The organism is Bradyrhizobium jicamae (assembly GCF_018130215.1).
GTDB classification, from domain to species: Bacteria; Pseudomonadota; Alphaproteobacteria; order Rhizobiales; family Xanthobacteraceae; genus Bradyrhizobium; species Bradyrhizobium jicamae_A.
Genome location: NZ_JAFCKQ010000026.1, coordinates 82,077 through 104,007, shown reverse-complemented (window position 1 = coordinate 104,007; position 21,931 = coordinate 82,077). Strand labels below are relative to the sequence as shown.

Annotated in this window: 14 protein-coding genes; 3 read left to right on the top strand and 11 right to left on the bottom strand. The window is 58.1% G+C overall.

The features are described 5' to 3' along the window. Nucleotides 1-379 precede the first annotated feature (379 nt). The 5 genes from JQ586_RS25080 to JQ586_RS25060 form a co-directional block, all read right to left on the bottom strand. A complete protein-coding gene (locus JQ586_RS25080) occupies nt 380-1,141 on the bottom strand; it encodes a hypothetical protein (RefSeq protein WP_212397284.1) in 762 nt (253 codons plus the stop codon). Between the two features lie 9 nt (nt 1,142-1,150). Next, nucleotides 1,151-1,936 (bottom strand): DUF4384 domain-containing protein, encoded by a 786-nt coding sequence (locus JQ586_RS25075; RefSeq protein ID WP_212397283.1) that lies wholly within the window; start codon nt 1,934-1,936, stop codon nt 1,151-1,153. A gap of 7 nt (nt 1,937-1,943) precedes the next feature. Further along, complete coding sequence (locus JQ586_RS25070; RefSeq protein WP_212397282.1) at nt 1,944-3,629, bottom strand: caspase family protein; 1,686 nt, start codon at nt 3,627-3,629, stop codon at nt 1,944-1,946. A gap of 9 nt (nt 3,630-3,638) precedes the next feature. Further along, a complete protein-coding gene (locus JQ586_RS25065; protein ID WP_212397281.1) occupies nt 3,639-4,586 on the bottom strand; it encodes an OmpA family protein in 948 nt (315 codons plus the stop codon). Nucleotides 4,587-4,807: 221 nt separating this feature from the next. Beyond that, nucleotides 4,808-6,559, bottom strand: a complete 1,752-nt coding sequence (locus tag JQ586_RS25060) for a hypothetical protein (protein WP_249148078.1) — start codon at nt 6,557-6,559, stop codon at nt 4,808-4,810. A gap of 544 nt (nt 6,560-7,103) precedes the next feature. On the opposite strand from JQ586_RS25060, the gene JQ586_RS25055 reads away from it, so the two are divergent. Then, nucleotides 7,104-8,108 carry a DUF4424 domain-containing protein gene (locus JQ586_RS25055; RefSeq protein ID WP_212397280.1) on the top strand — a complete coding sequence of 335 codons (1,005 nt, stop codon included), beginning with the start codon at nt 7,104-7,106 and terminating at the stop codon, nt 8,106-8,108. 202 nt (nt 8,109-8,310) lie between these two features. On the opposite strand, the gene JQ586_RS25050 is transcribed toward JQ586_RS25055, so the two are convergent. Together JQ586_RS25050 and JQ586_RS25045 are read right to left on the bottom strand one after the other, a co-directional pair. After that, nucleotides 8,311-9,939 carry a caspase family protein gene (locus tag JQ586_RS25050; RefSeq protein ID WP_212397279.1) on the bottom strand — a complete coding sequence of 543 codons (1,629 nt, stop codon included), beginning with the start codon at nt 9,937-9,939 and terminating at the stop codon, nt 8,311-8,313. Further along, complete coding sequence (locus JQ586_RS25045) at nt 9,914-12,382, bottom strand: caspase family protein (protein ID WP_212397278.1); 2,469 nt, start codon at nt 12,380-12,382, stop codon at nt 9,914-9,916. The genes JQ586_RS25050 and JQ586_RS25045 overlap by 26 nt, the downstream gene beginning before the upstream one ends. Nucleotides 12,383-12,767: 385 nt before the next feature. On the opposite strand from JQ586_RS25045, the gene JQ586_RS25040 reads away from it, so the two are divergent. Beyond that, nucleotides 12,768-13,400 (top strand): OmpA family protein, encoded by a 633-nt coding sequence (locus JQ586_RS25040; RefSeq protein ID WP_212397277.1) that lies wholly within the window; start codon nt 12,768-12,770, stop codon nt 13,398-13,400. A 196-nt stretch (nt 13,401-13,596) separates the two neighbouring features. After that, complete coding sequence (locus JQ586_RS25035; RefSeq protein ID WP_212397276.1) at nt 13,597-14,658, top strand: autotransporter domain-containing protein; 1,062 nt, start codon at nt 13,597-13,599, stop codon at nt 14,656-14,658. A gap of 226 nt (nt 14,659-14,884) precedes the next feature. Here the strand turns inward: JQ586_RS25035 and JQ586_RS40635 are convergent, their stop codons facing one another. Genes JQ586_RS40635 through tssM form a run of 4 tightly spaced genes read right to left on the bottom strand, consistent with a single transcriptional unit; the run spans nt 14,885 to nt 21,906 of the window. Then, nucleotides 14,885-16,858: a protein kinase domain-containing protein gene (locus JQ586_RS40635; protein ID WP_409411008.1), complete on the bottom strand. Its 1,974-nt coding sequence runs from the start codon at nt 16,856-16,858 to the stop codon at nt 14,885-14,887. A 4-nt stretch (nt 16,859-16,862) separates the two neighbouring features. Next, nucleotides 16,863-17,651 (bottom strand): PP2C family serine/threonine-protein phosphatase, encoded by a 789-nt coding sequence (locus JQ586_RS25025; protein WP_212397275.1) that lies wholly within the window; start codon nt 17,649-17,651, stop codon nt 16,863-16,865. Nucleotides 17,652-17,662: 11 nt separating this feature from the next. Next, on the bottom strand, nt 17,663-18,358 hold the full coding sequence (gene tagF / locus JQ586_RS25020) for a type VI secretion system-associated protein TagF (protein ID WP_212397274.1): 696 nt from the start codon (nt 18,356-18,358) through the stop codon (nt 17,663-17,665). A gap of 5 nt (nt 18,359-18,363) precedes the next feature. Then, entirely contained in the window at nt 18,364-21,906 is a 3,543-nt protein-coding gene (gene tssM, locus JQ586_RS25015; protein WP_212397290.1) for a type VI secretion system membrane subunit TssM, read from the bottom strand. Between the last annotated feature and the right edge of the window lie 25 nt (nt 21,907-21,931).

The following is a 21,931-nucleotide window of genomic DNA, read 5'->3' as shown; positions in this document are numbered from 1 at the left end:
AGCAACCCTCGTTCAACACCGCCAGTGTAGGGCGAACCACCTCACCGCCGGCATCCAGAAAGGACATACGGTCTTACCCTGCACCGCATCTGAGGTCGCTTGATGAGCGAAGCAGCCATAGCGTCATGCCGCGAGCTTTGTAACTGTGCTAGTACACAGTCAATCCAGGCAGGTTGTTCGGCTGGTAGCCCGACGGCGGTAAAAATCGCGATCATGTCCCGCTAACTCGAGACGCGCTCTCCGCCGTCGAACTAGCTCGGGTGTCGCAGCTCTAGTTCACCAGTTGCGACATTTTCAAGAAACAAGGGGTGCTATGCTACCAGCTCGGGCGCCACGCGTCATATTTTACGAAATCGTAGATTTGGGCGAATTAGTCCACTTAGCGGACCCTTATGAATTTCACTGCCTGCTCCTGCTCGAGCACCTTGTCATCCATCCCGAGAAGAGTTCGATAAGGGGCAATTCTGCACAAGTCTATATTCTGGGTTAGGATGTGATTCCTAATATCCGATGGAAGCTGACCAAATTTGCTGTGCTGCTTGAGGGCGTCTCTAAGATGTCCGCTGGCAAGACTGTCGACGATTCCCGCGCTATTGATATGCCCGCCCAGGTTGAAATAGCTCGCGTTGGCAGTTGGAATTGCCCGCCACTGTTCGGGGCGCACTAACGCAGGGGCTACAGCCTGGGTTGGTCCCGGGGCTGGATCGATCCCAGTCGGTGTCAATTTGGCGACTTTGATCTCATTGTTGCCCGGCGAAGCGTTTGAATGGGCCGGCAAGGCGGTGATTTTCTTGGTCTGCTCGGGGGCAGCGGGCCCGGATGCGAGATCTTTGGTCGACGACGTCGGGTGCTCCGGCTCCGCAACGCGATCCGGATCGATCAAGCGTATCAATGGGAAACTCAGCGGACGCTCATCGTTGCCGCTGCCGGCAAATCCCGGGATGTCGTAGGCCGAGCGCTCGGCCGAAGGCTCGTAGCTTGGTTGCTGAGGCTTCGCGCTCATCGTGCCCGATCCAAGCAACGTGGCGGCTTCGAAGACGACTGCTCCGCCGATGACTGCAACGGCCGTGACAGCACCAAGTACGGGCCAGTCCATCGTTTGTTCCGCTCCCAGCGGCTCCGCTGGCTTCAGCGTGATCACTCAAAGAGATCACTGGATAGTGTAGGGCTTTGCGTCAAATGACCACTGCGCCTGTCGCAGCCGGTTATCCTGGTCGGGAACTCGCAATTCGTTCGTTCGCTTCGAGAGATAGGCAAGGATCATGTCGGGCTTGCCGAGTATTTCAGCGGGAATATCGGGTAGGTCGACGATCTGGACTGGCGAGGCGCTTAAGATTCCAACAATCATGGCTTCGCCGTTCGGCGGAGAGACCACATAGCGAACGCCGGCGTAAGGATCAGTAGCCAGTGGTATGACCAGAGGCCTGCCGGGCTTGATGTAGTTTGCGTTGACTCGATTGGTCCGGGCGAGAGCCGGCGTATTTGGATAGATTTGGTTCAGGTGGCCTGCCGCATCCACATCCATCAGCACCACATAACCAGGCTTTTTGCTCGTGACTTTGAAAGATACGAACGAGCCGACACTGACGGTCTGGCTGGGCAACATTTCGACCGATAGTTGGGCCTCGTTGGCCGGCGTGACCTTGGCGAGATCAGTCAAGTTTGGTGCCGTGTTCGGGACCGATGGGACCGTCGAAACTGGTGGGGGGGGGGGCGCTGGAACATCGGGCACCGCCGCGCCCTTGGCCGGCGGCGGCTGTTGAGGCGGCGTTGCGACCTCGGCCGGCGTAGGCGCCGGCGGCGCGACTTGCGCCGGCAGATTTGACGGCGGCGGTTCGGTGCCTTCCAGGATCCGCACCGCGGCGACGGCCGGCGGTGCCGGAAGGCCCGCCACGGTGCCGATCAAAACCGCGATAGCAAATCTGATCGGAGACATACACACCTCAGGGGGCTGTGAAGAACGCAATAGAGCCCACGCGCGCGTCAGATGGGAGGTACGTGGTCATGACCTTGATGATCTGGCCTGGAGCCTTGCGCTGATTCAGTTGGAGCAACGCCTGCTCGAGATCGACAAGTCGCTGGGTGGTGCTGACTGCGACAACTTGCTCGGCGCCGAACGGCGTGCGTACACGCAAAGGCAAACTGAGGCTGCCCGCCCGCATTGGCTCTTCATCGGACGCTAACGGGTACAACATCTGGACCGTTCCGTCGCCCGAAATGTCGAACAGGATGACGGACCGCCCGGCAACTTCGGTGAGCTCTATCTGGATCTGCTCATTGTTGCGATGCTGGGAATCATCGGGCGCGACGCGCAGCGACTGGGGAGACTTGGTTGCTATCCGCTTCAGCTCGCGGATCGCCGCCGTACGATCGACGATGGTAGCAAGCTCTCCGGGGTCGACCGTGTAGGCGATGACATCCCCCCAGGAGATCACGTCGTGCGACTTCGGATCCCAGATCAGATCAGGATTATCCAGGGGCTGGACGATCTCGACACTGGTCTCGCGCGAATTGATGATCGGGAAGCTCTTGCTGTTTCCGTCGAGCGCTGCCAGGCGTATGGGGGGCGGCCTCTTGGTGCGGGCCGCGTCGCTCGGCGTGCTGGGGAAGCTCGAGGGCTTCCCGGCAGCCGCATTTGGATTTGCCAGCGCGACCTGCTGGCGCGCTGTAGAGGGCAGGGGCAGACTTGGTGTCAACTGGAACATCACGTCGCGGTCAATCGGAAGACCCCGAGAGGTCTTGGTCACGATATTCTGACGCTGGTCCGACAACTGGTAGACAACTTGGCGAACGTTACTGAAGAGCTCTTTCAACGTGATTATGCCGTCATGGTCGGCATCGGCGCCGCCTTCAAGTGCGCGCGCAACGGCGTAGCTGAGGGCGCCACGCAGCCCTTCGATCGAGGGGACCTTGACCTCCGGAGCCTTCGTGTTGCGGTCGACTGCGGCGAGGAAAATGGTGTTATCGAGATCGAGATCCGTGGCTGGATCAGATGTATTCGTCACCGGGGTGAGCTTGTCCACCGCCAGCCTATAGGTCGGCACCTGTCTGAAGCTCATCTCAGCAGCGCGCGGATCGATATCTCTGGCCAAACCACCACCGTGGCATGTGTCCGCCACGAACAGCACCTTGGCGCCACGCAACTCGAACTGTCGGATGAAATGGTTGAACTCACTTCCGAGGATGCGCTCCTTCGAACCTTCCGCTGTCGGTTCGAATCCGGGCAGCACGAACACGTCCTGCATGCCGTCAGGCTCCGAACCCTTTGTGGTCTCGGGCTCCTGAGCGCCGTGCCCGGCTATTGAAAGGATGATCTGATCGTTGGGATTGGTCCGCTGAACCAGAGCGCTGATATTCTGGAGAATGTTTGTGCGGTTGGCGTCGCCATCGATCAGCGTCACCACGTCCGCGGTGCCCATCGCGTGAAGAGCTCCCTCGATATCGCGCGCGTCCGCCACCGAGCCCTTCAAGGGACGGACGTGCTGATAGGCGTCGATCCCGATGATCAGTGCCCGGATCGAGCCACCATCGGGATTTCTGAGATAAAGGCGAGGGCCCGAACCCGCGAACGCCACCTCTGCCACCAGAGCGACGAAGACTGAGACGAGTGCGAGGCGTATCGCTGTCATGTCGGCGCTCTATTGTCGAACGAATTCCACTCGTCGGTTCAATGCGTAGATGTCTTCCTGATTGAGACCGGAGGAATCCACGATCTTGATTGGCTCTGTCGAGCCAACGCCTTTGGTTTCGATCGTCGCAGTTACACCAGCATTCTTAAGGAAGGCGGCAACGGCTTCCGCGCGGGCCGCTGAAAGCTTCATATTGTTCTCGTCGCTGCCGCGTATGTCCGTATGACCGACGAGTTCGATACGGGCCGTTTGCTGCTCCTTGAGCGCTTCTGCAAGCTCGTGCGCCGCTTGTTCGCCGATTGGCGTGAACGTCGTCTTCGCGTACTCGAATGTGATCGGGATCGGAACGGCCTGAGGCATGATCCCGCGAACGGACTGCGAATAGATGCCGCCCAGCGTGCCATCGCGCTGATCTTTCGCAGTTCGCACAAAAACCGTGGAGCCGTCAGCCATCTTGACGTTCGCCGCGAGGAGCCGGGCCTGGCCGGACCGATTGACGAGCCCCTCGATTTCGAATTTCTCTGGCCGGGTTCTAGTCAGTGTCTCATTCTTGACGATTGCGATCGCCCGGTCATAGGCTTCCGCGGCTTCCGCAAAGCGACGCTCGCCGAAACGGACCTCGCCCAACGTAGCCGAGGCCTGCCAGAGCACTTCCGGCGCCTCGGCTGTCGTCAGCAGCCTTTCGTATTCTGCGACGGGCCGGCCCCGCGCCATCAAGGTCTGAGCGGCGGACAGGCGTAACGCAGCCAAACGAAGCTGAGCCGCGGTCTGATATGCTCCGCAGTCTGCGCTCGCTGCGATCTTATCGATGGAGGCCTGAGCGTCCGTCTCGTGGGCGTCATCGATTGCGCGATTGAACGCATCAAGGACCGATTGGCAATCTGCGGCGGGTGCCGGCCTTCCGGTGAGCAGGCAGGCAGTGGTTGCGGTAACCAAATACCATTGAACCATACGCATCGTTTGCGTCCTAAAGTAGTGTAGATAATAAATGGTCGGTGGAGCAGCAAAAAGGTTTTATACAACAAAGGAGAGGCAGAGCAGAGTTCCTTCCTGGCGCTACGGAGGGCGACACGCGTCGAGCTTAGCGGCGGGCCCGGATTGGGCCCAGCGCGAAAAGACACGATCTCCCTGCAAACACACCGCCTGCGTTTGCCCAAGATCAAGCTGGGGTCTCGTCCCTATCGGTGGACCCTCCGTCTGGCGTTACGTGCGGGCGCGGCAGATATATCCGACTTCTCGGGCTTGTCGGAGGCATAGGCGCTTTGGGCCACGAGCATGTTGTCGTCGATGAGCGCTTTGAAGCGCACGGGTTGATAGCCGCGGGCAAGCAAGGAGGCGAGCGGATAGATGTTGCGACAGACCTTCCCATTGCACCCGCCGGTCGAAGACTCCATGACCTCCGCCCTGCGGTCCGGCGTGAAGCGTAGGAACAGCATGACGTGCGAACCAGGCTTGTTCAGCGCGTCCCCAGGGCGCAATTCCCAGGGATCGCTGACGGGCTTAGCAATCGCAGGAATGGCAGCTGTTGTGTAATGAACCGAGAGGCCCCAGGAGGCGCTGACAAAGGCTGAGCAATCGACTCCGGCGACGTCGTTGCGTGGCTCGTTCTTGGTGCAAACGTTGCCGGCCTTGACGCCACGCTGCATCAGTGCCTGGAAATTCGCGAGCGATCCATGGCATCCCCAGCAATAGGGTACGCCGCGAACCTGTTGGCCCATCTTTCCCTGCAGATACCAGGGGCGCCGGATGCGGTTGAAGCCAGAACAGGACGTGTCCGGATCGGCACCATAGTTTTGTGGTGTAACGAGCCATTGAACGCCTTCGAAAGCAAAGGCTGTTTCGATCACTTGCTGGCGGTTCGACGGTCGCACGGCCGCAATGGCTTTGAAATCGCTCGAAGGCGCTGTGCGCGCATCTTGAATCCGGGGCCGGACATCGATGAACTTGGCGTTGCGCAGCGGACGGAAACCCACGCCGACGACCTCGACGCCAGTGCGCTGGGTGCGCAGGAAATAGACGTCACCGTCTCCCGAGACCGTTACGAAGCGGCGGGTGATCGGCGTGTTTTCCAGCGGGAGCTCGTAGACGCCCTCGAGGTCGCCATTGAGCGCATAGCGCGCGACGAAAGTGCCAGCTCCCGAGGCGTTGTTCGGGATGTTTTCCCCGAGGATATAGAACCGGTTGTTGTTGTCGATCTCGAGGAATTCGACTGCGCCGAGCTTATCCCGCACCCGCAGATGAATGTGGGCTACGGTTTCGTCGCTATCCATAGTGCGGACTTCGATGAGCACACTGTTTTCGCCCTTGTCGGGAGTGATGTCGGCGATAACAGAGCCCTGGCCGCGAGAGGCCACATATTGCCGGCTGAGCTTGCGCCCCTGCTTGATGGCCACGGCACGCGTGTTCTGGTCGAGGAGGTCGGCCGGATTGCCGGGCGGCTGAGACCCCATCTGCGCGAAGGCAGACGTGGCGAACACGTCATCGACGTCGCGGGAGCTAATCTCTTCGAGCCTTATCGTGGAGCCGCCGACGCCGCGCGTCGAGACCGGATCGCCGGTCTCCTTGAGAGTGTGGATGCCATTGTCCCAGACCATGATCTCGTCTTTCCGAACGATCAAGTCGTTCGGCTGAACGCTCGCAGGCATTTCGAGAATGTTCGGATCTTCTGCCGGGCGCTTCGGGTCGAACCGCACGATCCGCTGATTGAGCTGGTCAAGCAACAGGAGATCGCCATTCGCGTCGCTGGTCAGGGCTTGCGGCCCAGCGAGTTCGACATCCTCGCCGGCATCGGCGATGCCGACTGTATCGGAGGAATTGCCACTGCCGAATCGCTTTACGATCAGGTCGTCTGCGAAGGCGCCGTGTGCCGCGAGTACAATCGCCGCTGCAGCAGATGCAAAACTCAGCAACCGATTGCGCAGTTTCGGCATGGCTAATTTGGTCAAAGGGATTGAAATATTGCACCTAATTTACATCCGGCCGGGCGAAAAGTCAGCATTCTTGTATTGAATATGGTTGACAGCGACCGACCGGGCTCGGGTACCCTGGCGGGCCGTGGAGCCGGCTGGCCACGCCGGCCCTCCTGGTCTACAGTCAAGCAACAGTGGCCTAGCATTTCGCACCAAACGAATTTTTGGAAACCCATCATGGCCAACAATCGATTGGAACGCGTAAGCAGGGCCCAGCCTGACGCAATCACCCTTTCTGTGCGTTGGTCGCTCAAAGGGGAAGGTTGGTTCGGTGATCTTCCCTGCATTGGCGACCGGCGGCCGTTCTAATGCATTAGGATCAGCGGCGAACTGTCGGCAGTCGATTCGTTTCGACTTCGATCAAGCTTGCCAGTGATATGAAGGTTGCGATCGAGTGTTGGATCCGAAAAATCTGAAGAATAGCTGCGCGATCTTAACCGCCGGTTTAAGCTTCGCCCCGAAATACGCGGCCTCACGGACATTTGATCGAGTAGCAGGAGCGATAATGCACTGGCTTTGCGCAGCTACATTCGCATCTGGCCTTGTTCTTGCCAGTCACTCCATCGCAGTCGCCAATGACTCCGCGGCCGAACTCTCGATCGGCGGCCTGCAATTCACGCACGCGTCAAACGTGCAGATGAAGAGCGAGGATTTGAGAATCTCGCTCGATCGCATCGATGTCCGATACGAGTTTCTGAACACGTCGTCGGCGCCGGTGACCCTCACGGTCGCGTTCCCGCTCCCCGACATTGATCTGTCGGAAGGTGAAAGCATCTCATTTCCGTCCAACGATCCCCTCAACTTCGTCGATTTTGCCACGAGGATCGACGGCAAGCCAATCGAGTTCAAGACTGATCAGCATGCCTACATCGGCAACAATGAAGTCACGGCGATTCTGCACGAGCTGAATGTCCCGTTGCTGCCTCTCGGAGCGCAACAGTTTCGGCCGCAAGAGCTCGCTCCGGCTGTCCGAAACAGGATGGCGTCGGAGGGGCTGCTTATGCCGGCGGGCAGTGACGAGCGCGGAAAACCGCTGTATTCGCCAGGTTGGATAGTTAGGACCAAGGTGTACCGGGAGCAGACATTTCCCTCTGGCAAACCGGTTATCGTAGAACACAGCTATCGGCCCAGCGTCGGCGCCAGTTCTGACACGATTCTTCGCAAGAGCCTGCGGCAAGACAAATCGATGGCAAAAGAGATCGAGCGCTATCGCAGGGACTATTGCGTAAGCGACGAATTCCTCGGCGAGCTTGACAAGATCGCGGGCGCTTCTCGCACCAACAGTGCAAAGGTGCAGGAACGGCGGATTAGCTACGTCTTGAAGACAGGGGCAAACTGGGCCGGACCAATCAAGAGCTTCCACCTCACGATCGACAAAGGTGGCAGCAACCGCCTCGTCGGCTACTGTGCCGGCAAGCTCTCGACCTCTGCCAAGCCGGATCTAGACGTGAAGACTAACGATTTCATTCCGGACCGTGACATCAAGGTCCTGTTCGTCGGGCGGTTCTGACGTCGATTGTGTAGGAGTGTGCGGGTGCATTCGCGCGATCCACCTGGTGACAAGTTGTCACGCAAATATTCGGCGATGTTTCGGACAATTCTAGTCTGGCCACCCCTCGTTTAAGCGATCGGCATAGGTTAGCTCGGTCCTCAAGCCCATCATCGATTGCGGTCAGAACGTCTGTACCCGCAGTTGGCACGGCCTGCTTGGATCACTTCCCTTTGGACTTTCCAAGTCTTGCAAGTAATTCCCTCGCTTCAACGCTCCCGGATAGCGAGGCCTTCTCGAGCAATTGTCGCGCTTCGGAGACGTCCTTGCGGCCGCCGATGCCGTCGGCAAAGCAGCGTGCCAAGTTTAGCATTGCGGCGCTATCACCCAAGGCCGCGCTTCTCTCATAGAGCCCGCGCGCTTGCTTGGCGTCTCGCGCGGTTCCCAGGCCTTTTTCGGTAAGCTGCGCCATCATGTTGATCGCCCGCGGGCTGCCGAGATCGGCTGCCCGCTTGTAAAACCTGTAAGCCATTTCGGGTTTCCGGGCGACACCGCTACCTTGCTCATACAGAATTCCCAAGCTCAATATAGCCGGAGGAAAGTTCATTTCGGAGCCCGTTTCATAATAGAAGCGAGCACGTGCCGGATCCTTGTCGACACCCGTTCCCTTTTCATACATTTCGCCGAGAGCATAGAGCGCGGGTATATTGCCAAGCTCAAATGCTCTCTTATAGCTCAAGAGGGCGGAAGAATAATTTCGGGCGGCAAAAAATGCTCGTCCGAGTTGATAGTGGAAGCGGTCAATTTCGGGAAATTGCTTCACAGCCTCGGAACAAGCATTAAGCGCGTCACTCACCTTGATGTCGTCAACTTTGAGGCCATGGGCTGGCTGCCCCGTCTTTGCGCCTTCCGGATCTGTCGCAAGCTCGTCGCACAAGTTCGTCTTGGACGTATCACGATCCGGCTCGCGGAGATTTTCCTGTGTTCGCGTGCTCAAAAAGACCTTCGCGCCCGAGAGTTGGCCGTACATATACGGCGTTTGTTTTTGACCTGTGGACCTTCTTACGTCATCGCGAACGCTTCGAAAGAAGAAGCTGATCTCGAGATTCGGCTGAAGAAGATACTTCAATATGGCAGAAGCGAACGGGCTGTTGCGCCCGTTGCCTTCTTCGGCAAACTTTCCCGGCTCGGCCGCAAAAAAAATTGACGCGCTGCGCCCGGTTTTCGTCGGCTCCAACGTTGCGTCAGATCCGAATGTGCCTTCGTATTGTTCGAGTTTTGCATCGAAGGGATTTTCGCGCATCCCGTCAAAGAGGACCAGCCCGAGAGATCGTGCTCCGCTGACGGCGCTCGTCGCTGTATGCAACGAAATCATTTCCCTCCTCGAGGATTTTTGTGCTGCAAATTCCGCATCCACGGGAATTAAGTACATTTCACCTTTGCTGCTGGCGGCATAGCCGGCGTAGTAGACGATCGCGATATCCGACTCTCCGGATTTTTCGGCCAGCTTGCGAAGCGCCGCTTGCAAGTCCTCGCTTCCGACGTCTCTTCGCAAAATGACATCATAGCCGAGACCCTCAAGCACAGCAGCGATATCTTTCGCATCGTTGGCCGGGGTGCTCAGGCGAGCCACATTCTTGTAGTTTGAATTCCCTATGACGAGAGCAACTCGGTTTTCGGCAGCAGAATTCAGCGTACCAAAAGCAAGAAACGAAAGCGTGAGCAGACCCAAGCGAAGCCCGATAGACCGCCGGTTCCGCGATATTCCGTGTTTGAAATGCCGGTCAGATAGAGCGCGCTTCGCTTTTAGCAGGTTGTAGAATATCTCATTGGTTCGAAGGGCCAGCAGCATTAGACAATTCACCATCGTGATATTCCGACGAGGTCGACAGAATGTGAGCGGCCTCAGTGGCTCGTATCTTGGTCCATTCCGTGAAGGTCAGCAACTTCAGGCCAAGCATGCCATAATCGACGCGCAGATAGCCGTGCGGACCACGGTCGATGGCAGCCGGAACTCGTTTTGCAACGTCCTGTGCCATCACGCCAACATAGTAAGTGCTATCCCCGACGTACCTGTAGCGATAAAGCTGCAGGCCATTGTGCACGACATCCAGCGGAACGATGTCACGCTTCAATCGGAAGTCCGATGGGACCCTGATGTTGCTCGCCGCATTTGCTGCTGCTTGCGCGGCAGCCTCTGCCGCGGCTTTGGAGGCGGCATTTGATGCTGCCTTCGCTGCCGCGGTGGAGGCGGCGGTCGATGCGGCCCTGCCTGCAGCGTTGGAGGCTGCAGTCGTCGCGGCCCTGCCTGCAGCGTTGGAAGCAGCAGTCGACGCGGCCCTACCTGCCGCATGAGATGCGGCAGTCGACGCGGCCCTGCCGGCAGCGTTGGAAGCGGCAGTCGACGCGGCCCTGCCCGCAGCGTTCGAGGCGGCAAGCGACGCGGCCTTGCCTGCAGCGTGGGAGGCGGCCGCCGACGCCGCCCTGCTTGCCGCGTTAGAGGCGGCCGCCGATGCTGCAGTTGATGCCGCCCTGCCGACAGCTGCGCTGACGGAATTGCTTACGGAAGTGCTGACGGCATTGCTGACCACGTTTGAGACAATGTTCTGCACGTTGTCCTGCACGCGCGACGCAACACGACGATATTCCTTGTTACGGGTTTTCTCCAGTTCCGAGCGGGTAAACCTGGAAACGAGCAATCCCTTCTTGCGGGCTTCCTCGATCGCTCTGGTCATACAGCTGTAATTAGTTCCTTTCGTCCTGCAGAGCTGGAATGTGAGCTGCACGTATTCGGGATATTTCGCGATCGCCTTGACGCAGGCATCGGAATGGCCGCCAAAGCATTGGTTCACATCTTCGTCCTGAGCTGTATTGAGCATCCACTCCGTCGAATTTACTGGAGCCAACAAGAAGTCGCTGTCGGCCGGCAGCCGATGTGATCGCAGACTAGGGTACATTTCGGAGAAGTCAGTCAACAAGCGTTGATCTCGCGACGACTTCAATACATCCCAGGCTTTTTCCACGGACACAGGATTTTTTCTTGTCGCGCTGACCGACGCCGAGTTTGGATGATACTTCGAGGCAGGAGGCCGTGGGAGTTCGACGGTCTCTGCCTGATCGGAAGGCGCTGAAGCTTGCAGAGACGCGAGCGTCGACCGCGCCTGGTCCACGCGGTCGCCATATGGGTAGAGATCTAGGAATGCTCGATAGGCAGAGACTGATTTTTGTCGCTCGACAATTGTCCAGGCTAGATTTTCTGCACTTTCCAATTGTGCGACTCGTTCGCGGACCTCTGTCCCGTGGGGGCTTGCCGGAAATTGATCCGAGAAGCGTCGGAGAGTTGCCACGTCATTCGTGACGCGAACGAATTGCCATGCCAAAGCCTCGGGGTCGGGGTCATCGTCTGCGCTTGCCACGCCGGAAGTGTCGCCCTGCTTGAGGTAAATCTCTTCCTTCGAAAGCGTGCCGTAGACGCTCGGCTCCTGATACTTGGTTTCATTGAGCACATCGTCGTGGACAAGGCGAAACAAATAGTTGACTTCCAGTCCGGGCGTTTCGATATGGCGCAAGAGAGATCCCGAGTAGGGGCTGTTTCGGCCTCGTCCGTCCCGTGCGATGGTACCCGCAGCGGCGGCGTATGCGACCAATACGTTGTCGGTAACTTCGACAGGCGCTAACCCGCCGAAAGCTTCGGGCAAGCGAGCTGCATCTTCACTCTTCACAAGGGAAATTACTGATTTTTTCGACTTCGGATTTGGAGGTGTTGCCGCAGTCCGCGTCTCCTTGGCTGACGCGAAAGGATTGGTTCGGCAGGCATCAAGGATCACCAGCCCAATAGCCTTGGGCGTGATTGATATGTCGATCAAAGTTTCGAGATTGATGGCCTCGGCGTAAACATCAACTGCTGATTTCACCTCGGCGTCGATAGGAATGAGCCAGTTTTTGCCGTCGATCTCAACGCCATGGCCGGCGAAAAAAATGACCGCTTGGTCGGCTGTGCGCGCAGCTTTTCCAAACTCAATAAGCGCGCGTCGGAATCCGTCAAAGTCCAAGTCATTTAGATGTTTAACGGTAAAGCCCAGCCTGGTTAGTGACTCCGTCATGTCGGCGGCGTCGTTTACGGGGTTAGGCAGTTGGTTGACTTTACGATACTGGCTGTTTCCAATGACGAGGGCGATCCGGTCTTGGGCCCATGCTTGCCCAGCGTGCATGGTCAAGAAAAGTGTCAACACAAGTGCCGCCTTCTTGGCGCGCCAGCTATCTCGGCGGCTAAGCACCTTTAATGGATTACGCATTATCGGCTTCCTAAAAACCTAAATGCTATTACAAATCCCTTCCGACGATAATCCCCAAGGTAGTTCTGGAATTAGATAGTTTGGTCCGACGAGCTTGTCTCCGAGGTCTATTGTGAACGCCGCGAGTTGTACCAGACTGCGACCTTCGCGGGCGGTAAGCCATCTCGGAAACTATGATATCGGGCTCGCATCATTTTGCACCCATCCTATTGAATTCACAAGAGTCGTTGTCTGCCCGTCTCGCTGCATTCGTAGTCCGTTGACATTAACTTCCCAAGGATCGATGGTTTTGGCAGTACGCAGCTAAAACAACCCAGGTGGTTTCTGCTGCTAGCGAATCGACGTCTTTTCGAAGCGAAACGGCCTTCCGGGTGAGGAGCTGGTAATGTCGCAGAAGTTAATTAGTTTTTCCGCGATTTTTCTGCTCCAGATCGCCAATACAGCGTTTTTGCCGGGCTTGGCCGCAGCCGGTGAGAATCTGACAGAGGATCAAATCGTCGAAGCTTTGACGGCCAAGAAAGAGGTATCTCGGCAATTGGTGAATCGTCCGCGGGTTGATACGGCGGCCGAGTCAGTCTTTCTTGAAAGAATCCGTGGCCTTGAGCGAGTGCTCACGCCCGAGGAACGGGAAGAGGCCGCGGTAATTGCCAAGGACAAGCCACAGATCGACTTGGAAATCACGTTCGAATACAACTCGGCCGAGATCAATTCAAAATCCTTGCCTTCCGTTCAGGCGCTTGGTCGCGCCCTCAACACCCCCGATCTGAAGGGCTCCACCTTTTTGGTCGCCGGGCATACCGACGCGGCCGGGCGCGACTCGTATAATCAAGATCTGTCCGAGCGCAGGGCGGTTTCGATCAAGCGCTACGTGGTCGAGAAGTTCGGAATCCCCAGCGCTGGGCTCGTGACCGTGGGGTACGGCAAGACCAAGCTCAAGGACCCAGCCCACCCCTTTGCTGACGTGAACCGCAGGGTTCAGGTCTCCAACATGTCTGGCGCGATGGCGGCGTCCAAATAGTGGAGCCTCCTTGGCCTTGCCAGCGTCACAAGAAGACGCCGCATCTATTTGGAAGCGCCTGTTGCTAATCCGCAACAGCGTGTGGCGAAAACAACCTGAACCACAAGTTGCGCGCCTAAATTCAGCGGATTGTTGGTTATAGTGCGGTCATTATCAACAAGGGGGCCGGTAGCTTCCGCAGTGGTGGGGAACTGCAATGGCGTTTAAAAATTTGAGAATTGGTGCGCCCGGCATTCTGATTGGATCCATATTTGCGACGCTTGTGGCAACGCCGTCGAGAGCAGATGAGATCACGGACAGGATCGTCCAGAACGTCGTACAAAACATCCTGCAGAACGTCCGAGATCAGATCCAAAGCAGGCAACTGGCGGGCGCCAGTTCGCCGGGAAGGCTGCAGTTTACGGGAGACAGCGAAGGCCTCTTGCCGGCCGTTGACAATCCCTTTGCAGCCCTCGGCTATGCAAAGGCGCCTGTGTACACGAAGGCGCCTCCCGCCCCGCCGCCGCCAACCTACATTTATGGCCTCAATCTCATCGGGTCGGGTGACTCGAGCCGAGCGGCGGGCATAACCGTGAGTTCGTTCGGTGGAACTGGGGCCGCGGATATCACGAAGATAGGCATATTCTCGGCTTATGATGCGCTTACCTTCGTCTTCACCGGGAGCGGAGTCTGGTCTAACGCTCCGGGCATCGACACAAACACTGGCGTTGGTGCGGGCACCATTGCATACATCAACGGAGGTTTCTCAGCTGATTTCACCGTCACCGGGTCCTGGAGCTCGAGCTCGTCAGCGACTGCCGGGGTTACGGATGGCACTGGCCTGAGCTATGCACCCAACGTGCAATACAAGTTTGAGATTGGAAATGGCTGGTACATCGAGCCGACGATCGGCGTCACCTATTCAGAGGCCTACACTGCCAATTTCGATACTCAAATCGGCAATAGCACCGAGGTTCACGGTGGGGCACGCTTCGGCACCGAGACAACCTGGAATGGCGTCCGTGTCCAGCCGTCTCTCAAGCTTGAGGCTTTTTCGCTGGTGTCGCAAAGCGGGGTCGGCGCCGTTGTGCCGAGCGGGACCCCGATCACCGTCCCATCAGTGGGGCTCATTGCAACAGGGCAAGTCGGAGGAAGGGCTTCTGGCAAATTGAATATACTTTGGACGCCCACTTTCTCCAGTTTCGTAGAAGCGCACGGAACCGATATTTCCGGCTTCTCGTCGTATGGCGCGCTGGGAGGGTTCCGTTGGACCTTCTGATAGCAGCCCGTCCCATGAACAAGCGGGTTTGAAGGGATCGGTCTGACACCGTCATTTGATCCAGCGGTGGGAAGAGTTGAGCTGAATGCGAGCTCATAGGGCTCGGTGGCGCAACGAGGCGGGGCGCAGCGTCCCGCCCCGCTGCGGCCTCGTTGGTGAGGGTAGGGCCGTCGCGCCGGGCTGCCGAGATCTGACTCGTGCAGAGGGTGCCACCCCTCGCAGCGTGCTACTTCTGGATGCTGAGGTAACGCGCCGATGCATTGATCATCATGTTGGCACGCTGCGCTTCACTCAGCACTTGTAGAAAAAATAGATCCGCGGGCGTGGGTCTGGGCTGCCGAAGCGAATCAAGCACGCGCGGTGTTGCGACGGCCATGATCAGCAACGGCACACTTGGGGCTAAGCCTTCTTCCGAACGCTTCATTTCAATCGAGAATGAGAGTGTGTCTGTGCCTGGCCGCAGCAAATACGAGAGATTTTGAACTTGGCCGTCTTCGGAAATCAACAGCAGCTCGACGACCCGATTTGCAAAATTTTCGATGTTCCCAGTAATTGTTTCATCGGGACGAATCTTCACGGAACTGAGTGAAATCCGCGGAGCTCGAGAGGCATCGCCGCGCACCCTATTGAGGAAAGTAATCGCGGGGCACTGGGCCGATGTGACCAAACGTACCCCTATCATTGCCTCGTAACCCTGGCTCCGCTTGAAAGATTTGTCCAACGCTTCAAATGGCGCCGTCGATGAGCCGAATCCTTCGAGGTCGGCACCGCTTGTTCCGATCGCCATCGGCATGATGAAGAAGCAATCGCCACCATCATATTGCTGCAGGTATCGACGGGTCAGCTCAACGCGGTTGGCATTGCCAAGTGGCGGCTTCGCCGACGTGTCCTTGGAAGAATCCGTGGGACGCGAGCCAGTATCAGAGGGCTGCAATGTCGCCTGGTTTGGCTTCAACGGTGGGGCGGGAGGCTCTAGCGGCTTCGCCGACGTGTCTTTGGAAGAATCCGTGGGACGCGAGCCAGTATCAGAGGGCTGCAATGTCGCCTGGTTTGGCTTCAACGGTGGGGCGGGAGGCTCTAGCGGCTTCGCCGACGTGTCCTTGGAAGAATCCGTGGGACGGGAGCCAGTATCAGAGGGCTGCAAAGTTGGCTGGTTTGGATTCAACGTTGCAACGGGGCGCTCAGGCAGGTCTATCGGAGCGTTCCAGACGTAGGAATAGTAGGCGAAAGCACCGACGCCAATGACTAGCAGAGCAGATGCGGCGATCGCATAGCGAATCCAGGTGCGGCTTGGTCTGGGCTCCGTTGACCTCGTTGGGGGAGCAATGATGGGCTGCGCCCGCTCGGTCAAGAAGCTTCCGATGTTCCAGCTCTCGACTTCGGCCATGGTCGGCCGATCCTTCGGATCTGGCTGAAGCATTCGCTCGAAGAGAGGGCGGATCCGTGAATCGATAGCGCCGAGGTCGGGGACACGCCGGCGCTTTTCGACGAGCTGAAACTGGGTCCCTCCCATGTCCAATTTCGCGCCCGTCAGGGCGAAGAACAGCACGAGGCCCAGGCTATAGACATCCGACTGAGCGTTGACTTCACCCCCATAGAGCCCAATCTGCTCGGGCGAAACATAGTTGTGCTTGCCGGCAAAGCCAGAGCCGATGATGGTTGCATCACCGAGCTGCGTCGAGCGGGCGATGCCGAAGTCGATGATCTTGGCGCGGGCAACGTCGTTTTGCGGGATGATGATGTTGTCGGGTGACACATCGCGATGGATGATGCCTCGTTCGTGAGCCGCCTTCAGGCCGGAAGCGACCCTTTTGGTCAATCGAAGCAGTGCTTCCAGAGTGAGCGGCCCTTCCTCCAGGAGATCAGCGAGCGATCGGCCGTCGACGTATTCCATCGCTAGATATGGTCGTTGGAGAATTGGTTCGACCGTGAAGACAAAATAGCGGACGATCGCATCGTGCATCAAATAGTGAAGGGCTGCAGCCTCTCGCCGGAACAGCGCAAGAGCGGCTTCGTTCTCCGCCATGTCCGGTACCAGCATTTTGATTGCGACGGCCGTCCCGGTCTGGACCTCATGTCCCTTGTAGACCTCTCCCATGCCTCCCGCGCCAATAATCCGGTCGATTTCGTAGATGCCGTTGAGACGCGTGCCGGATGGCACGGCATGCTGGGTTGGTCGAACTGGATCCCGAGGCCTCACTCTGTCACTCCCAAATGCCCGTATTCGGCAAGCCTTCGATCGCGCCAGATCCCCGGCTCGTCGCGGTCCCTTGTATCGGCCGGACGACCACAACCGTGATGTTGTCGAGGCCGCCGCGGTTCAAGGCGAGGTCGACCAAGGCATCGCACGAGGATTGCGCCGAGCCAGTCGAAACTTGCTGAAGTATTTCCTTGTCAGACACGTGCTTGGTGAGCCCGTCGCTGCAGAGCACGAAGATGTTGGATTCCTCGACGGCGCCGGTCACGACCTCGAGTTCGGAGTTTTCGTGCACGCCGACGGCCTTGGTGATCACATTTTGAGGCCAGTTCCTTGCTTCGTCCGAGGTCATGGCTCCGCTGGCAATCATCTCCTCGACTTCGGTGTGGTCGCGAGACACCTGTCTCACCGCGCCATTGCTCACCAGATAGAGACGGCTGTCTCCTGCCCAGACGCAGGCATAGTGATCCTCCGAGATCAACAGAACCGCGACAGTCGATCCTATGACTGCACCGCCACGCTGGCGGCTGATTTCGATGATCTGGCGATTGGCCTCGAAGATTTTGCTTTCGGTTTCCGCGAGTAACTCCATTGCGGAGGTCGCGCTCGAAATCCCGTCAAGGGCCTGGATGATCAGGTGGCTCGCCAAGTCTCCCGAGTCATGCCCTCCCATGCCATCCGCGACAGCCCAAAGGCCGACGTCGGCGCGCACCAGAACAGCATCTTCGTTGCTGTGTCTCACCCTTCCCGGATGGGTCGCATAGCCGGCATCGAAGATGTAAGGCGATCGATCCATTTGGCTTAACCTTAGGCACAACCATCGGCTCGAACGGAAATCCTTCCAGTCAGCATAGCAGAGTAGCCGAACGGATCCAGCAGACCGCGGCAAGCCAGCGCCATCGGCGGAAAGTCCCCGCCGCCATCGGTCCACCAGAAGCTCGCCGCCGCCAAGGCGCCATGATTTTTCTGGCGAACCTTCGCAAGCGCATCACGAAAGGATGTGCCGGCCGTAAAGCTACCTATGGTTGTGTCACTGATGCGGAGAACGTCGCCTGTACCGCTCGCCGTGGCCTCCATGTGCGGGACTGCCAGCGAGTCGAGTGTTGCTGTGATTTGCTCAAACGACTTCTCGTGATCCAGCGTCGAGAGAAGGAACTCCTCACACGTCGAAAACCAGGAATCCTGCGCGTTCAGATCGGGTGGCGGAATTGAGAACGAAGGGTCCGCGACCGCCATCAACGTAAGCGGGTAGTACCGCCCGATGCCGTCGACTGACGGCATGAAGGCTCCCAACGTGGTTTCACCGCTTATGTCCGCGCCGAGCCAGAATCGCCATAAGGGGGCGGAGAGATAGGCACTCTGCCAGTTGGTGCCGAGCTGGTGCTGGCTCGCAGACAGGCAAGATTGCAACCAGGGTTCCCAAATCTCGAGAAACGCACGCGGTGTGGCCAATGCGATGAAGTCGCGTTTTGCCGAGAGTTTTCCGAAAAGACCGCAGCGCATGCTTGTCACAATCCGCTTGGGCACCGAAAATCACGCAACGCGGTAAAATTCAGGGGATTTTTGATCGAGCCGGTGGTGATCTGGTACTTCAGTTCTCGTCCGGCCACGATGAATGTCGCAGTTGCGGTTTCGGCGCGCGCCGACATCGATCCTGCTTCGAGCAGCCGGAACAAAGACCAGGGTCCGGTCCGCTCGAGAATCGAGGGTTGGCTCGTTGCGTCGTTCGTCACTGAAATCGCAGTTCTCATTGACGGGCCAGGCCATTGCACGTTCGTCGGCGAGACACTGACAGGTTGGGGCGGGGGAGCAGTCGAAAGGACGCCGCCACTCGCGGGTTGGGGATTCGGACTGGTGATAGTGGTGCCCCCGATCTCTATCTTGGCGACAGCACCAGGCCCGCTGACGACCGGCGGCTGCACTGCAAGGGCCACGGCCGGCTGATTGCCGCCCGTCTGGAAGAACGCGTCCCGGATATAGGCAGCGCGCTGGAATTGTTTCAACGTGTCGGCCGACAATGTGCTCCCGACCGGGCTTTCCTTGCGCCAGGCCCATTCGGGTTTTGACGTGTCGGCGTAGGGCGCGAGCGATTGCGTGAAGAATTTGTCCAGCACACCATTCGGGCTGAACAACTTGGCAAAGTCGCCGAGCGGGACTTCCTGGTTGCTGCTACGCGCAAACGGATATCGGTTGGAGATGATTTGCTGGCAGAGCGGTGTGACCTGATCGCGGAGCGTCACCAACAATTGCCCCGCGGTCGCCGCAGCCATGTCAGTTTCGAACTCTGCGGCCGCCCCGCGCAGCATGTCCGAAAATGGCGGGGGCACGCGGGAGGCATTGTTTCTCAATGTGGCGACTTGCGTCTGGAGAGCCGCCGTGGCCTGGGCCACGAGCAGCGGATTTTCGATTATCAGTGTCAGGCTCTGCGCGATGTCATTCAGATTGGCGATAATAGAATCGATCGGCCGTCGGGTGCTCTCTCCTTCCAGAATCGCGTGGTACGGCTTGAACTGAGCCTCGATTTTGGCCCCCGGAGGTCCATCCTGGGTGTTGAACAGAAGGGGGACGCTGGCCGTCTTGGCATTGGCTTTGGCATCCTGTGTCGTTGCAGTGTTTACTGCCTTGGGCCGTTCGCGCGTAAGCATGGTCTCGTCTCGCAGCGATTCAAGGATCAACCGGAGCGGCGATGTCGGTGCGGAAACGGCTCTGAGCGCCTGGTACCTCGGCTTGTCCGCAAGCAGCTTCTTCATTCTCAGTTTGGACAGTGCGTTCCGCCATGCCGCGATAAAATCGTTGCCGTAGAAGTCAAGTAAGTTGCCGGCAAGATTTTCATACTGCTGGTTGAGAGCCGCCTGTTCACCGGGCTCGCCCAGGACCCATCGGTCCTTTTTCATTCGCTCGGAAAGGTCGGCAAGCTTGGCGATGAATTTGTCCTGAAAGCCGCTATAAGTGAAGAACGCCGGCACGCTGATGCTGTCGAGCGGCTGGCCCTTGTCGCCTTCGAACACGCTCGCAACGTCCAACCCGCCCTTGCGAGCGACCGCCCAATCGTTTGCTTCCGAACCTCGCGCTTCTGACTTCAGTAGCTCGTATGCCCGCTGAGCAACACTGAGACGCGCAAGAGTCTGTTGGGCTTCGAGGACCAACCGGCCGTCGAGCTCGACGAGCGGAGCTTGCTCCGTTTCGAGATCGAACATCGCAGCCAGATGTTCTTCGAGAAGTTTGCGCCCCTCCGAGTTGGTCGGTCCTGGATAGAGGCTCTCCGCCCAGTCGCGCTGCATCCAGGATTTGATCAGCTCCTTGTCCTCTCGATGGAGACCTCCAAGCATCATATAAACCTTCAAAGCTTCGTAGACGAAGCCACCGTCGGCAATGCGCGCGTTCAACTGTTCTTCGAGGCGATAAAGCAGCCGCGGCCGGAACAGTCGCTCAAGCGAGGTGTGATACGCCGCATCAGACGATGATTGCAGCCGGTCGCGCTGGTTCAAGCCAAATTCGGCTGTCCACGGGGTCGGTGCGGATCTCGTCGCGTATCCGACGGGCGTGTTTTTCAATCGTTCAAGCAGCGGCAGCACCTTATGCAGCTCGCGGTCATCGATGACCGTTTGTTTTGCGATGGAGCCGGCGGCTGATGCGTACTCCCGGTCCGTCTGCTCGTTCTCCGCGATCAAGACAGCGTTTTGTTTGTAGCTGGTGAGCCAGGCGAGGGTGAGTCCGATGGAGATCAGCGCCACCGCACATAATGCCGCCGCCTTGAGGATCATGACCCGACGGATCGCGGCCTTATCCGTTGAAACCCAATCGGCCTCGCCGATAATGACTTTCGAAATCAGATCGGTGAGGAAGAAGCTCTTGCCGGTACCAGAATATCCTGCCGCCGCGATCTGTTCCGCCCCAAAAGTTCTCGCGAGCGATCCGACGAGCTGGTCGATCGGCGTTCCGTGCTGAGTTCCGGAGCTGAAGTAGAAGCCGCGCAAGGTCGCATTGACATGATAACGCGTCGGTTCAAAGATCTGAGTGAGGAAATTCGAAACGGCGGGCTTTAGCCGGGCCATCTGCGCGGGAAAACCAAAAAGCGAAACGCGAAAGTTCGGGGCCGGCTCTTCCTGTAGGCGATCGATGGTCTCCTCGCTGAGCCACTCGAGCAGCATATCGAGCTCGTTTGGAACTTCGGCAACCATGTTCTGCTTTTTGTTGGCGGTCTGGAAGGTCGCGCCCCAGACCTGGCGCCGGCCGGCCTCATTGAGATAGCTAAAATACTCCATGAAGCCCGCCACCAGGTCCGTCTTCGTGAAGAGTGCGTAGACCGGAAAGTCGACCTTCAGGCGGGTATGCAGATCGAGAAGACGCGCGCGAATAGCGTTGGCGTGAGCGGTGATTTCGGCGGCCGGCAGCGTCAACAAATCTTCGACACTGATTGCGACAATCGCTCCGTTGATCGGTTGACGGGGTCGGTTATTCTTCAAAAGATCAAGGAACGAAAACCAGCTTTGCTTGTCGCTAGCTGCGTCAGAGTCTTGCGTTGTGTAACGGCCGGCCGTATCGATTAGCACGGCTTCGTCAGTGAACCACCAATCACAATAACGGGTACCGCCGACACCGGCTACGGCCGTCGGCGTGCGCTGTGCCAGCGGAAATTTCAGCCCAGAGTTAACGAGCGCGGTTGTCTTTCCGGATCCTGGAGGACCGATGATGATGTACCAGGGTAGTTCATAGAGATAGTCGGATTTCCCGCCGCTTGCCGTCTTCAGCGTGGCGAGCGCATCCTTCATTCGCTCTTTCAACGCTGGCTCGTCGTTGACCGGCTCGTGCTCCCCCGCGATGCCCTCGGCGATCTGCTGCGCGCTTTTCTTGCGCTTATAAAACTTGAAGCCGCCGAAACCTGCCGTCGCTGACACCAGCAGCAGCAGGATGATTTCGCGGACCATAGAATTCTCCAGCGGATGCCATTGACCAAACGCGATCAGCGGCCCCGCGAACCAAACCAACGCGGACAGAGATCCCAGTCCCAGCCCGGTCAAAATGATTCGAATGATCTGGTTCGCCAGCATTCCTCGACCTATTAATTCGTTAATT

Coding starts and splice junctions, on each gene's coding strand:
- JQ586_RS25025 (WP_212397275.1), bottom strand. CDS start 17,651: ATGGATCGATCGCCTTACATCTTCGATGCCGGCTATGCGACCCATCCG.
- JQ586_RS25065 (WP_212397281.1), bottom strand. CDS start 4,586: ATGCGTATGGTTCAATGGTATTTGGTTACCGCAACCACTGCCTGCCTG.
- JQ586_RS25050 (WP_212397279.1), bottom strand. CDS start 9,939: ATGCTGCTGGCCCTTCGAACCAATGAGATATTCTACAACCTGCTAAAA.
- JQ586_RS25040 (WP_212397277.1), top strand. CDS start 12,768: ATGTCGCAGAAGTTAATTAGTTTTTCCGCGATTTTTCTGCTCCAGATC.
- JQ586_RS25035 (WP_212397276.1), top strand. CDS start 13,597: ATGGCGTTTAAAAATTTGAGAATTGGTGCGCCCGGCATTCTGATTGGA.
- tssM (WP_212397290.1), bottom strand. CDS start 21,906: ATGCTGGCGAACCAGATCATTCGAATCATTTTGACCGGGCTGGGACTG.
- JQ586_RS25045 (WP_212397278.1), bottom strand. CDS start 12,382: ATGCGTAATCCATTAAAGGTGCTTAGCCGCCGAGATAGCTGGCGCGCC.
- JQ586_RS25075 (WP_212397283.1), bottom strand. CDS start 1,936: ATGTCTCCGATCAGATTTGCTATCGCGGTTTTGATCGGCACCGTGGCG.
- JQ586_RS25070 (WP_212397282.1), bottom strand. CDS start 3,629: ATGACAGCGATACGCCTCGCACTCGTCTCAGTCTTCGTCGCTCTGGTG.
- JQ586_RS25055 (WP_212397280.1), top strand. CDS start 7,104: ATGCACTGGCTTTGCGCAGCTACATTCGCATCTGGCCTTGTTCTTGCC.
- JQ586_RS25060 (WP_249148078.1), bottom strand. CDS start 6,559: ATGCCGAAACTGCGCAATCGGTTGCTGAGTTTTGCATCTGCTGCAGCG.
- tagF (WP_212397274.1), bottom strand. CDS start 18,358: ATGCGCTGCGGTCTTTTCGGAAAACTCTCGGCAAAACGCGACTTCATC.